This window comes from Pseudomonas sp. P4_B4, from assembly GCF_056402255.1.
The window spans coordinates 335,985-349,093 of the sequence record NZ_JBFUHS010000003.1; the positions used below are offsets into that span (position 1 = coordinate 335,985).

The following is a 13,109-nucleotide window of genomic DNA, read 5'->3' on the forward strand; positions in this document are numbered from 1 at the left end:
TCGAGTGGCTGGAGGCTTGGCTCACTGACCTACGTCGCTGGTACTACGGACCGAGATAGCGCGGTGCGGGTGGTCTAGAGACAAGGGTGAGCTGTGGCGCAGGGTTGCGAGGGGTCCATTCGGGTTCTGACAGTCCTGGCGCCCATGGCCTGCCCGAGGAGGCTCGCGATTGGAAATGGTTTCACCCCTTCGCCACTCCGCCATTACCAGCGGATCGACGGTGTCGATACGCCAGCCTTACGCCTTCTTTGGATAGTCCAGCCCTACTTTTGTTGGCTTGGTCTTGCCGATGCCCGACCACGACTTCGTATTGAACCTGAACTCGACGATAGCGCAGGTCGGCATCTGGTTGATCTCGCTCGTGAGGTGATGCGCGAGCTCGGCCAACTCGGGGTTGTGACCGACCAGCATCACGCGCTTCAGTTTGTCGCCAAGCTCTTGAATGACGTCGAGCAAGTTATCCATCTCGCAAGCATAAAGCCGATCATTCACCACGATATCCTTACTCCTGCAATCGAGCATCTTTGCGATGACCTCCGCAGTCGCAAGCGCGCGTGTCGCTGGGCTCGACATGATCATATCGAGCTTCACATTGCGCTCCGCCAGTCGCTTACCCATCTTCGCCACATCGCGTCTGCCCCGATCCGCCAATGGTCGGTCTCGGTCGGGTAACGAAGTATCGTCCCAACTCGACTTGGCGTGACGAACGAGGAATAGCGTTTTCATTGCACTTATCCTGGACGTGCTCGGGGGAGAGCCCATTCCTATTGGATGCGATGCTTGAGCGGCGCAATCGCAAGCGGCCTTCGGCTCGTAGCCGAAGACCGCATCCACGACGACATTGATTGAACCTACATCACTACCGTCTGCTTGCAAATGGGATTTTCACCTGAGGGCTCGGTCATGACCAGGAGGGCTCCCCATGGCGAAAATCGTCTATCGGATACCAGCCGCGACTGGCAGCTCCTGGCCGTTCTCTACCGGTCATGTCTCGACGAATCTTGCTGGTCAAATACGGTGCACATGACTGGTCAGGTCGAATACAAATGGGGGCAAGCCCGCGCAATTACCCAGCTGTGATCTGAAAATGGCCGAGAGGAAATTCTCATGCTCTGAGGACTCCATTCAAAGCATTTGGTCAAGTCCCATGCAAACAGCTGGTCAGTTCCAACGCAAATGGGTGGTCAGATGCAATGCAAACGGGTGGTCAAGTAGGGTGCAATTTTGCAGTTGCCAGTCCTGCGCAATGTAGAAGCAGTGTACGAGACGGGTAAGGAGCGCCGGGTAGAGCGCTGGGAACATGAAGCCATAGTCGATGCGATGCAGGTACGGCTGGAAAATGATCCAACGATGATGAGACGTCGTCGACAGACCGTTGAACATCCTTTTGGAACGCTCAAATACTGGATGGGAAGTACCCACTTCCTGACTAAAACCCCGCCGAGAGTAAGCACTGAGATGAGCCTTCATGTGCTCGCCTACAACCTCAAACGAATGATGAGCATCTTCGGCATCGCAGGATTGCTTAAAGCGATCAGGGCGTGAATCCAGCAACTTGATCGTCCGTGAATAGCTGTTTGGGCCGCTGACGCGGCCCAAACAGCATTACGAACGCCTATGTCGCTGACTAGTGGTATTCGCGCTTTCGCCTGCTGGTTTCGCAGGTAACGCACCCAACTCTCAGTTTTCGACGTGTTCAGTGCGTTTTCACACAGCCTGGGTCGATTTCTGCCCGTCACGAAGGGCTGCAATCGCCTGTGGATTCAACCGGTCGATGCAACAGATTGGCTCAATCGTTCAGCGGGTGTGTCGTAGTTCAGTGTTTTCCGAGGGCGGCGATTTATGCCACGGATAGCCCTTCGCGCTGAGTTGAAAGGCGTAATCGAATAAACGCTTCATGTACTCGCCATCGAATTTCTGATTGTGCGGAAAGTAAAAGTCGGAGCCAATGTACGCAAGATTGAAATCCGCTCCATCCTGCTGCGCCATACGGTAAATTCGCTCCAGGTCGCTGATCCCCTGAGTTTGAATCAATGCACTGATAGCTCGACCACCGATGCTCAATGTACGGCGTTTCGTCCCAGACCATTGCGGCTCCAGTGTCCCATTACGAATGACATAGAAATGACGTTCGAGTCGCAAAGGTGCTCCGGTGGCTCTGTTCAGCGCCATCTTGGTGCCAGGTGGGTAAAGGAACACCTGAGTGATTACCCCTCCGTCCACATGCATTTCCTGAAACTGTTTGCCGTCAACGTCCACATCGATCATGACGGGTGAGACCGCGCCGGGAATACTCATCGACGCGATCATGATGTTGCGGAAGAGGTCGAGCGCTCCCGGTGCTTCGCTAGAGGCAATAGTGCCCATGTTCCAAGTGACTGGCCGCCCTGAATCAAGGTCGGTTGTGCCGATCAGCAGGATTCGTCCTTTGGCGTATTCCGACGCAATCGCCGCAAGAGTCTGCGCAGTGACGTACTTTGTAATGAGCCGCGACAGTGGCTTGCTGTCCGCTATACCGTCGCTGGCAAGACGGGTTAACACGTTTCGCGAATGAAAAACGTCTTTTGGACCGATGGCGTTGGCGATATACCGAATGACGTCGTCGTACCCGGATCCCAGGTAAGCGAATGGGGCGACCAGGGCGCCCGCGCTAATGCCCGTGACGACCTTGAACATGGGGCGAGTCCCATGCGTGGTCCACCCCGTAATGAGTCCTGCTGCGAATGTGCCTGCGTCACCGCCTCCCGAAACTGCCAGCATATTTGCCAGCGGCAGGATGTTGTTCGGTTTCCCTGCCTTGGCGAGCGCCTCGCTCTCGCGTTTGTTGCCCTCGGTTGCATCCTGAATGAACGGAGTCAGGTCGTGGTCCAACCAGTAGCGAGCATTGGGAATGCCTGGGATGACCGCTTTTTCCGTTAACGTTTGCGGCACAGCATCACGGCGTGGCAAGCCCCCTTGCAGGAACATGTTCAGAGTTGAGGCGCCAGGTCTGAGCGGGAATGGTTTCAAAACGCCTCCTCCGGCCCCTGCAGTCGACAGCAAGCGCGCTCATCGTACCCGAGAAAGTCCTTGCCCATGGTGCCCGAGATGACTAAACGCCAGCCGACTGCGACACGTCATTCGAACGCCAGGCTGCTCATTTTGCGCTCCTTTACATGATAAAAAAACTCATTGGCCGCGCGCTCCAGGTTCTATACCAAAGCCCTTGAAATCTCCAGGTTATGGGGCAGAACGTGATATTCAGGACGGGTCACATCTCAAAAGGAACAGTGTTTGCACAAAATTTTCGGCGTTCCTCTGACGAGTTTCTCCATCAACTCGCGCGCGCTGTCGTGATGAATCAGCGCCGACACATCAGCTGATCTCCAAGGATGCGATCTTGCCGTTGTCGAGTACAAAGGTGTAGGTGAGTTCGACGGGGCTACCTGGAAAGTTCCCGCTCAGCCGAGCGAGCAGGGTGACAGTCTGTCCTTCCTGCGAGCTGCTCAAAGGTTCGATACTGTATTGGTACTTGGCCTGCGAGGCTTGCTTCCAGGCTTTGATAGCCTCCAGTCCCTTGTAGGTGTGGCTTTCGTCGCGCACGGTGGCGTCTGTGGCGAAACAGCGCTCTAACACCTCGATGTCGGTACCTTTTTCGCCCGCAAGGTAGCTGGCGAGCGGTTCAGGCAATTCGATTTTCATGGCGCATTACCTCGCTGATGAGAGAGTTGCTTCACCCAAATACTCGCTACAGGGTTACCAAATGGCAAGAACGCACGAAAAAGTAAGTTAGGTAAATATGAGAGCGATTTACACTCCGTCGACCGCCGCCTGCAGCGTGGAAGCCGTGCTCCGGCAACTCGAAGGCCGCTGGAAATGGGTGATCAGTCAGGGGCATTAGCCTCTGAAGCAAATGAGCTGGATGCAGCCTCAATCCGCTCTTGCAGTTGAGCGACATATGTTTGAGCATCTTCCAGGTTCTTGAACGATACAGGAGTGTCGTCAAGCCAGACTTTGCAACCGCTTCCTTGTTCATTTGTTTCAATTTTGACATTCATCTGCAGCGTCCTTATGCGTTTGGTGCGGCGGAGAGTAGCGCACTTTTAATGTGCTTCAAAATGAAACAAAGGCTCTAGAACAACGCTTTCGTTGAATCGCCGCATGTTTCGTTGACACTACTCAATGACTGCTCCTGGCCGAGAGCCGCCTCTGGCCACGTGCAGAAATCAGTCAGAAGTGAACGCTTGGCGCCGGTACCTACGGCCAGATTCGAGCCAAAGACGTCCTGAGGTATCAGACATAAAGCCGTAGGGTCACCTCACAGCCGCAGCCGTAAGGTTTCAAACAGCGCGCGGTCTTCCTTTTTGGCCGAGCGCGCATGGCGCCGAATGACCTGCAACAGGCATTCGGTGAAGCAGACCGCCGGATTGCTCAGTGCGCCATTGCGGCGCGTCACGATGCTCAGCTGTCGGGGCTCGAACTGCTCGGTCAGCCCCAGGGATACCACTCGCCCCAGAAATGGCGGGGCTGTGCTCACGATGGACGGCCCCCAGGTGCACATGTCGGCCCGCTCGACCATCATCTGCAAAATGGCCAGCGAATGAGCACGCACGATTCGATTCTCATCAATCTGCGCGCCGTGTTTCCAGAACAGTTCCTGCATCAGCCCATCGTGCCCGTCCGGCGCGTAGTTCAGAGTCCAGTTTTCTTCCAGTAACTCATGGATCGATCGCGCATGCTGTCGGGCGTGACCCTCGCGGACCAGCACCGAGGTCTGGTAATCGAGCAAGGTTTCGCAGGCGAATTCCTGGGTCGATTGTGTGGGGTGGAGTTGGCCAATCGCGAAGTCCATGCTGCCGTCGCGCAGCAGCGGTTGGGCAACGGCCATCAGGCTTTCGAACAGTTCCAGCTTGATTTGTGGCATACGTTCGCGAAAAGCCAACACGACTTCGGGCAGGAAGGTCAGGGCGACCCATGGGGTGATCCCGACGCAGAGCCGGCCTTGAGCCTTGCCACGCATGTGATCAAGCTCGGTCTGTGCGTGCTCCAGTTGCTTGATCACCAGCCGGGCGTGAGTCAGCAGCACTTTGCCGTATTCGGTGAAGTTCAGACCGCTTGCGGTTCGGGTAAACAGCGGTAGCTGTTGGCTGGTTTCTAACTCGCGCAGCGCTTTGGTCACAGCGGCCTGGGAAATCTCCAGCGAGCGAGCGGCCGCGCGGATACTGCCGGTTTCGGCGCTGGCAATCAGCGCCTGTAATTGATGCAGTTTCATCTGCTCACCCTGGTGACAACTCATGGTTGTCATCATAACCAAACTGCGTCTCCCCAGCCCTGCGTCCGTTCCCTAAGATCGACCTCAACAGCGCTTTCGCTGCTGCACAGCCCCTGTCGAAGGAGAACACCCATGAATGCCGGCCTGGTCCTGCCTGGTATTGCCGCGATGCAAGATGAAATGATCGCGATACGTCACAGCATTCACGCGCACCCTGAACTGGGTTTTGAAGAATTCGCCACCAGTGAGCTGGTTGCAGAGTGTTTGACTCAGTGGGGCTTTGAGGTCAGTACTGGGGTGGGCAAGACCGGGGTCGTTGCCACCCTGAAAAATGGCGAGGGTCGGTCCATTGGCTTGCGCGCTGACATGGATGCGTTGCCGATACAGGAAACCTCCGGTTTGCCCTATGCCAGCCGGCTCGACGGTGTCATGCATGCCTGCGGTCACGACGGTCATACAGCAGTCCTGCTGGCAGCCGGTCAGCATCTGGCCCGGACACGGGCATTCAACGGCACCGTGCACCTGATTTTCCAACCGGCGGAAGAAGGGCTGGGCGGTGCCAGGAAAATGCTCGAGGAAGGGCTGCTCGAACGGTTTCCGTGTGACGCGATCTTCGCCATGCATAACGTGCCGGGTTATCCCGTCGGGCATTTGGGTTTTTACAGCGGACCGTTCATGGCGTCTGCCGACACGGTGAACATCAAAATCATCGGCAACGGTGGCCATGGCGCGGTGCCGCACAAAGCCGTCGACCCGGTGGTGGTCGGTGCCTCGATCGTGATGGCCCTGCAAAGCATCGTCTCGCGCAACGTTAACCCGCAGGAGATGGCGATTATCACGGTGGGCTCCCTGCATGCCGGGAGCGCCTCGAATGTCATCCCGTTCAGCGCCGACCTGAGCCTGAGCGTACGCGCCCTGACCCCCGAGATTCGCCACTTGCTGGAGGTCAGAATCACTGAATTGGTCAAGGGCCAGGCCGAGAGTTTTGGCGCCCGGGTCCACATCGATTACCAGCATTGCCATCCGGTGTTGATCAACGATCCCGAACAGACAGCATTTGCCCATGAAGTCGCCCGCGACTGGCTGGGAGAGGAGCACCTGATCGATGACTTGCGACCGTTCACGGCCAGCGAGGACTTTGCTTTTGTCCTGGAAAAATGCCCCGGCAGCTATCTGGTGATCGGCAATGGCGAGGGAGAAGGCGGGTGCCTGCTGCACAACCCCGGCTACGACTTTAATGACGGCTGCCTGCCGGTGGGCGCGAGCTATTGGGTCAAGTTGGTCGAACGTTTTCTGTGTTGAGACGGCGCATTTTCGCCCGTTGTGCCGGTAAAAAATCTGCGGCCTGAAGAGGAATAAAAATGAACAAGATGATTGCAGCCGTTTCCCTGGTGTTCCTGACGGCCTCGAGCCTGGCGGGGGCGGCCGACTGGTCTGGCAAAGTGTTGAAGCTGGGGGTGGACCCGACGTATCCACCGCTGGAATACAAGAACCAGGATGGCACGCTGACCGGCTTCGGGGTCGACATCGCCGAGGCGTTGTGCGCCGAACTGAAAGCCCGATGCGTCTGGGTGGAAAGCAGTTGGGACGGGATGATCCCGGGACTGCTGGCGCGCAAGTTCGATGCGGTGGCGTCTTCGATGACCATCACACCCAAACGCCTGGAGCAGATTGCGTTTACCGACAAGGTGTCCAATGCACCGGCACGGTTAGTGGTCAAACGTGGATCGGGATTACAGCCGACCCTCGAATCGCTCAAGGGCAAACGCATTGGTGTGGAGCAGGGCTCGACACAGGAGTCCTATGCCAAAGCGGTTTGGGGTTCCAAAGGCGTGGACGTTCTTTCCTATCAGAATCAGGATCAGGTGTACGCCGACCTGGTCGTGGGGCGACTTGATGCTTCGTTGCAGGGTTCCATTCAAGCCAGTTACGGCTTCTTGAAAACAGCGGTGGGTAAGGACTATGAATTTGCCGGTGCCACTCTGGATGACCCTGGTTTCTTCGGTGTCGGTGATGGCCTTGGTCTGCGCAAGGACGATGTCGCGTTGCGCGAAGACTTGAACAAAGCCCTGGCAACCATTCTCGCCAACGGTACTTACGCGCGGATCAACGACAAGTACTTCGATTTTGACGTCTACGGCGCCCAGTAACGCGTCGTCGTTAGCTTGAGCAGGGCGCTCGTTCGAGCGCTCTATTGCCCCCTTCACCTCACCCTGACAAGAACAAGGAGAGTGAGATGCTTCTGGAAGGTTTTGGCCCGCAGATTCTGCTGGGTACCCTGGCTACCATCAAACTGGCGTTTTGTTCATTGCTGATCGCCGTCCTGGCCGGGAGCCTCAAGTAGTTACATTTCGATTTTCCAGGCGTGAAGGATAATTTCGAATACTAGCGCCAGCAGAGCAATCGACCGACCACTTCTGGCCGTTATCTACCTGATGCAAAAGCCGGTTATCCATGGCAACGCAGCCGGTACGATGCGCGCGGCTATCGGTTCAGCAGAGGTGCCAGCAATGCACACATGCCGCGCCAGTGCGAACCCTCCCAGTAAACCTGTTGGCAGGCGTCGCAGCGCAGGAAGTGCGAATAGAGGGCGCCAATGCGTGGCGGCACCTGCAGCCGTGCCAGTTCCGGGCTGATCTCGTGCAGCGGCAGGTTGCAATGAAGGCACAGGCTGAATGGCCGCGCGCTACGCGCCAGGTCGAGGCGCTCGTACAGTTCGCGCAGCTGCAGCGAAGGTTTCAGGGCATGCACGTAACAGCCGTGGCTGATGATCCGCCGCTTGAGCAGTTCGCGGTCGCGGGTCAGCACGATACGTCCTTGCTGCGCAGCGATCTCGGCGATCTCGCCATCCTCGAAGCCATTGTCGTAGAGGGTGTCGAAGCCGCTCATGCGCAGCAGGCTGGCCAGCCCGCCAAGGTGCGCATCAGCGACGAAGCGCAGCACCCGTAAAGGTTGCGCACGAACCTTGAGCAGCGGGCTGATATCCAGCGCTTCGAACTTGGGATACACCGCCAGCCGGTCACTGTCGAGGATCACCCGCTCCAGGCCCACCGACTCGCCGTTGAGCAGCACCAGCTCGACCTCGGTGTGCGGTACCCCGAGCGCCTCGATCATGTGCTTGACCGTCGCCCCTCGCGCGCACTCGCAGGTGAAGGTTTGCCGCCGCCGTTCGGCCGGCAGGAAATCGTTGAGCTCATCAAAGAAGCGGAAAGTTGCACTGGTCATGTTGAACAGTATGGCAGGGCTGCGGGATGTGCGAGTCTGGTCCGGACATCACCCATCTCGCTTGGGAGTGATCGACTTACCTGCTTATCACGAATTAGCCACTACAAAGCCTGTAACAGTGCGCCCGAAATCATTCCCGAAAAAGTAGTCTCTACCGGACCGGTCAGGACGACAGGTCCCACTCCATCCCATTGAACCGTTACAGTTCCGCCATCACATTCAACCTCAACGCAATTATCTAACAAGCCACGACGAATGCCGTTTACGACGGCGCCACAAGAGCAGGAACCTGAACCAAGCGGAATCGCTCCCCAGCGCTCCCAAATGCGCAAACGAATGTGCTTTGGGTCAATGATCTGGACGAAATGCACGTTCGTCCTGAGGGGGAAAAGGGGGTTGGTTTCAATGGTCGGCCCGATTGTCGCTATATCCACAGCTGCAAGATCATCCACAAAATAGGTGCAGTGCGGATTTCCCATGCTGCAAGCTGTTGGGCTACCCGCAAGTGGTAAATCAACAGTATTCATTTCCACAGCCAGAGGAATAACCGACCAGTCGAAAAGTGGTACTCCCATGTCGACGGAAATTGCGCCGGTTGAGGTCCGTTCGCAAGTGAGCAGGCCACGGTTGGTTCGCAGCGTTATCGACGCAGTATTTGATTCACGCATCAACATATCCGCGGCACCCCGCGTTGCGCTGCCACAAACGTCCAGTGTGGAGCCATCTGCATTCCAAAACATCAAGCGCGCATCTGCATCATCGTCATCGAGCACCACCGCGAGTTGATTGAACCCGACTCCTCGGTTCCGGTCACCCATTCGCCGAGCCATGCGGTCTGTCATTGGATTGAACGAGTTACGCGAGTCCACGATAACGAAGTCATCGCCATTGGCGTGCATTTTATGAAACCTCAGCGGCATAAATTGACCCTGGCAATGAGAAATGGAATGAGTTGATGTTTGAAGTCGATCTATCCCCATTCACATGGTTTTTGCAAGCTGTGTGGAAGCTCAAGAGGGGGAGGTGCCTGGCAGACAATTGCGTTGCGCAGTCAATCTTCAGGTACAGACAGTCCGTTTTTGGCCGATTACTGCCTTCCACGACCGGCTGAAACCGGCCAGAAGTGGTCACCTCTGCGCTTCACAAGCACGACTCTCAGGCGCGCTTGGGGAGCTTCCAGTTCGGGCGGATGAAGTGGCATGTGTAGCCATTCGGTATACGCTCGAGGTAATCCTGGTGCTCCGGTTCCGCTTCCCAAAAAGGTCCCGCCGGTTCGATTTCGGTGACAACCCGGCCTGGCCACAGGTGTGAAGCATCGACATCGGCAGCGGTGTCCTCGGCGATGTCGCGTTGCTGTTCGCTGAGGTAGTAGATCGCCGAACGGTAGCTGGGGCCCAGGTCATTACCCTGACGGTTGGGCGTGCTGGGGTCGTGTATCTGGAAGAAGAACTCAAGGATCTGCCGGTAGCTGATCACGGCAGGGTCGAAGACGATCTCGATGGCTTCGGCGTGGTTGCCATGGTTGCGGTAGGTGGCATTCGGCACATCGCCGCCGGTGTACCCGACCCGCGTGTGCAGCACACCGGGATAGCGCCGCAGCAGATCCTGCATGCCCCAGAAGCAACCTCCGGCGAGAATGGCAGTTTCGGTTTGTCTGGTCATGGTCTGTCGTTCCTCTCGGAGGAGTTGGGTATAGCCATTGTTATGAGGGCGTGTTGGCCAATTCCAAGGTTTCGCGCAAACAGAACGGGAAAGACTGTAGTTGGCCGATTGATGCCTGTCGTGACGGGCACGAATCGGCCCGAAGCGGCCGGTCGGATGATCGAGGCCAGCCCAAAAGCGGACGTCTTAATTAGCGATCAGGTTGGTATCTACAAATCGGTAGGTGAACTCCATTGGGTCGGCAGTCAATCCCTTCTGCTGCATGTGTTTGGAATAGGAATCCCACGCGGCGTTGATATGGCTGGGAAGCTCATCTGGAAGATCCATCTGCTCGGCGACTATTTCAAACCACGTTCCTTGGGTGGCATAGGTCTCGCGTAGTTTGGGCTCCAGTTGAGCCAAGGCGTTCAATTGCTCTGGCTCAATCCTGCCGATGGATTTTAAAACGTAGAAATCCAATAGCTTTAGAAATGGTTTGCCTTCGTAGCGACTCACAGACGAATGGGGCAGAATTATTTTCCGTACCCCAAACGACTGCTTCTGGCCGCTTTCTGCCTGTCGCGAAGGACTGAAAACGACCGATTCTGGTGAAAAAGTGGCTCCCCTGTCGCGCCTGCGGTATTGGCGATCGGGTGAATTTCGAGTTCCAGTCTGAGGGTGCAAAAGCCACGGTTGTGTCCATTGAAAAGGTGAAATAATCACGAGACGCTTATCCCCTTCCCACAAGATGTAGGTTGGAAGGGGGGGTAGCTATCGAGCGATCCCGTTTGCAGGCTGTTGATGGTTATGTTGCAACTGGCGATGTTGTCTTGCCGGGCGAGCCCCGCGATGAACCCCGTCAGTCCGCTGTGCGCACCGTCCGTCAGACCAGACCCTAGATGGGTGATTTGACGGCGCTCAATGTGATGTTGATGATTCGAATTCAGCGAAGTTTTCGGCAATAGCAGTAAACAAATTTCTGGAGGGTTCCGAACGGAGTGTGATGTTTTTCCTTTTCATGCCCGAGCAATTCGAAAGGTGCACCAAACTCAGAGTGCAATTCGTCCGCGCTATAACGCCTCACAGGTAAACCGCTGCATTGGGTAGGCCCATCTTCTGCAAACGTGGCAACAATTACGTATCCACCAGGCTTTACAGATGTTAGTACTTTTTCGATATACGCCTGTCGCTCATCTGCAGTTGTAAGAAAGTGGAACACGGCTCGGTCGTGCCAGACATCATAGGTCTGAGGCGCAAGCGATACCCGAGTGACATCCCCCTCAATCCAGATGACTTTTTCTGCCTTACTGCCCAAGCGGTGTTTTGCTGTGGCAAGCGCTGAAGCAGAGAGGTCAAGAACACTCAGCTGGGTAAACCCGTTCTCTATCAGGTCATCAACCAGTGTCGACGCCCCGCCGCCCACGTCAATGATCGATGCGGAAAACGAGACGGCCGTCTGTTGAATCAATCGCAACGAGCTGGTGGCGTGTTCCTGAAACCAGCTGACAGCTTGCGCAGGCTTACTCGAATATACCTGTTCCCAATGCGCTTTCGATTGCATACAAGTCGTCCTCATTGATGTTTTAGTAAATTGTAGGCCCATTCCATCACTCGGTAGTTTCGCCCACCACTTGGCCTTTAAAGCCCCAATTCCAAGGCCAGCAAGTCCGACATCGGCTGCGGGCGTCTAATCAATCTGGCTTGCCTTTGCTCGATCAATACTTCCGGTAACAGGGGGCGGCTGTTGTAATTGGATGACATAGAGGCGCCGTACGCTCCCGCATCGTGGATGATCAGCAAGTCGCCAACCAGCGCCTCGGGCAGCAAACGCGGCGTCACCCCTGCTTCATCCTGCGTAAAGATATCGCCAGATTCACACAGGGGGCCGCCCACCACGTAGTCGTGCTCAGGGCGATTGATGGGAGCCCCCTCGGCATCCAGCAAGGTCATGTGGTGATAGGCGCCATAAAGGGCCGGGCGCATCAGGTCATTGAAGCCTGCGTTCACCAGGATGAAGTTTCGGCTGCCGACTTTTTTGACCGCGCGGACTTCGGTCACCAGACAACCGGATTCGGCAACCAGAAACCGGCCGGGTTCGATTTCCATCCGTACCGGATGACCAAGAAACGCTTCGATGTCCTGTCGGGCCTGACGCCATGCGTTGGCATAACGCTGGATGTCTACCGGCTCCTCGCCTTCGCGGTAGGGCGTGGAAAGCCCCCCGCCAATAGAAAACGCTTCGATATCGTGGTCGAGCATTTTCACGGCCGAGACCATTGCACAGCCCACCTGCTCCAGATGCGCGTAATCCACGCCCGAGCCGATGTGCATGTGCAATCCCACCAGCTTCAGCCCGAACTGCCGAATGACGTCGAGCGCTTCGTGAACCTGCTCATGCCAGATGCCATGCTTGCTGTTTTCACCACCGGTATTGGTCTTGCGGCTGTGACCATGGCCGAACCCTGGGTTGATCCGTAACCAGACGCGATGACCCCTAGAGCGTTCACCCAGTTGGCGGAGCATGTCGATCGACCCGGTATTTACCTCGATATTCAACTCGACCACGCGGCGCAGAGTCGCATCGTCGAACAGATCACAGGTAAAGACGATGCCTGCTGGTGTGCCGGCCGGGCTGAAACCTGCCAATAGTGCCCGCTCGATTTCACCCAGCGAGACGGCATCGACCCGAACGCCTTGCTCTCGTATCAAGCGCAGGATGTGCAGGTTGGAACAGGCTTTTTGTGCGAATCGAACAGTCTCGAAGCACGCCAGTTGATCGACGCGCGCCTTGATGGTCTGTGCGTCATAACACCAGAACGGGGTGCCATGTTCTGTGGCAATAGCGGCTAACTGCTGGAAGTCGGGCTGGTTGGGCATAGAGATAGTCGATCTGATCTAGGGAGTGGAGACCATCATGCCGATTGCAGAGCATTCAATAAAATATCTTCTTTTTAGTTATCAATTCAGTTCTGATATGGCCTTCAAGCGATCA

Annotated in this window: 12 protein-coding genes and 3 pseudogenes; 3 read left to right on the forward strand and 12 right to left on the reverse strand. The window is 56.3% G+C overall.

The features are described from left to right. Nucleotides 1-237: 237 nt before the first annotated feature. Nucleotides 238-726 carry a SixA phosphatase family protein gene (locus AC1DVE_RS05990; RefSeq protein WP_223460630.1) on the reverse strand — a complete coding sequence of 163 codons (489 nt, stop codon included), beginning with the start codon at nt 724-726 and terminating at the stop codon, nt 238-240. Nucleotides 727-1,266: 540 nt separating this feature from the next. Between AC1DVE_RS05990 and AC1DVE_RS05995 the strand changes: the two are divergent. Then, nucleotides 1,267-1,545: pseudogene (locus AC1DVE_RS05995) on the forward strand (transposase); the annotation flags it as partial. Between the two features lie 218 nt (nt 1,546-1,763). Here the strand turns inward: AC1DVE_RS05995 and AC1DVE_RS06000 are convergent. From AC1DVE_RS06000 to AC1DVE_RS06020, 5 genes and pseudogenes are all read right to left on the reverse strand, one after another. Further along, nucleotides 1,764-1,895 (reverse strand): annotated as a pseudogene (locus AC1DVE_RS06000) (IS30 family transposase); the annotation flags it as partial. Nucleotides 1,896-2,217: 322 nt separating this feature from the next. Next, a pseudogene (locus tag AC1DVE_RS06005) lies at nt 2,218-2,967 on the reverse strand (patatin-like phospholipase family protein); the annotation flags it as partial. 387 nt (nt 2,968-3,354) lie between these two features. Then, nucleotides 3,355-3,681, reverse strand: coding sequence for a nuclear transport factor 2 family protein (locus tag AC1DVE_RS06010; protein WP_223460629.1), 327 nt, complete (start codon nt 3,679-3,681; stop codon nt 3,355-3,357). A 182-nt stretch (nt 3,682-3,863) separates the two neighbouring features. Further along, nucleotides 3,864-4,037, reverse strand: a complete 174-nt coding sequence (locus AC1DVE_RS06015; protein ID WP_223460626.1) for a hypothetical protein — start codon at nt 4,035-4,037, stop codon at nt 3,864-3,866. 260 nt (nt 4,038-4,297) lie between these two features. After that, complete coding sequence (locus AC1DVE_RS06020) at nt 4,298-5,287, reverse strand: LysR substrate-binding domain-containing protein (RefSeq protein WP_411741655.1); 990 nt, start codon at nt 5,285-5,287, stop codon at nt 4,298-4,300. A gap of 96 nt (nt 5,288-5,383) precedes the next feature. Between AC1DVE_RS06020 and AC1DVE_RS06025 the strand changes: the two genes are divergently transcribed. Both AC1DVE_RS06025 and AC1DVE_RS06030 read left to right on the forward strand, forming a co-directional pair. Continuing rightward, entirely contained in the window at nt 5,384-6,553 is a 1,170-nt protein-coding gene (locus tag AC1DVE_RS06025) for a M20 aminoacylase family protein (RefSeq protein WP_477783836.1), read from the forward strand. A gap of 59 nt (nt 6,554-6,612) precedes the next feature. Continuing rightward, nucleotides 6,613-7,401: an ABC transporter substrate-binding protein gene (locus AC1DVE_RS06030; protein WP_223460623.1), complete on the forward strand. Its 789-nt coding sequence runs from the start codon at nt 6,613-6,615 to the stop codon at nt 7,399-7,401. 334 nt (nt 7,402-7,735) lie between these two features. Here the strand turns inward: AC1DVE_RS06030 and AC1DVE_RS06035 are convergent, their stop codons facing one another. The 6 genes from AC1DVE_RS06035 to lysA all read right to left on the reverse strand — a co-directional run bounded on the left by AC1DVE_RS06035 (nt 7,736) and on the right by lysA (nt 12,994). After that, nucleotides 7,736-8,476 carry a Mut7-C RNAse domain-containing protein gene (locus tag AC1DVE_RS06035; RefSeq protein WP_223460621.1) on the reverse strand — a complete coding sequence of 247 codons (741 nt, stop codon included), beginning with the start codon at nt 8,474-8,476 and terminating at the stop codon, nt 7,736-7,738. Nucleotides 8,477-8,577: 101 nt separating this feature from the next. Beyond that, complete coding sequence (gene dapF / locus AC1DVE_RS06040; protein ID WP_223536167.1) at nt 8,578-9,396, reverse strand: diaminopimelate epimerase; 819 nt, start codon at nt 9,394-9,396, stop codon at nt 8,578-8,580. Nucleotides 9,397-9,631: 235 nt separating this feature from the next. Continuing rightward, nucleotides 9,632-10,138: a peptide-methionine (S)-S-oxide reductase MsrA gene (gene msrA, locus AC1DVE_RS06045; protein ID WP_108215682.1), complete on the reverse strand. Its 507-nt coding sequence runs from the start codon at nt 10,136-10,138 to the stop codon at nt 9,632-9,634. 186 nt (nt 10,139-10,324) lie between these two features. Next, nucleotides 10,325-10,840 (reverse strand): hypothetical protein, encoded by a 516-nt coding sequence (locus tag AC1DVE_RS06050; RefSeq protein WP_223455655.1) that lies wholly within the window; start codon nt 10,838-10,840, stop codon nt 10,325-10,327. A gap of 220 nt (nt 10,841-11,060) precedes the next feature. After that, nucleotides 11,061-11,678: a class I SAM-dependent methyltransferase gene (locus AC1DVE_RS06055; protein ID WP_223455654.1), complete on the reverse strand. Its 618-nt coding sequence runs from the start codon at nt 11,676-11,678 to the stop codon at nt 11,061-11,063. 77 nt (nt 11,679-11,755) lie between these two features. After that, nucleotides 11,756-12,994 carry a diaminopimelate decarboxylase gene (lysA, locus tag AC1DVE_RS06060; RefSeq protein ID WP_263287299.1) on the reverse strand — a complete coding sequence of 413 codons (1,239 nt, stop codon included), beginning with the start codon at nt 12,992-12,994 and terminating at the stop codon, nt 11,756-11,758. Nucleotides 12,995-13,109: the final 115 nt, after the last annotated feature.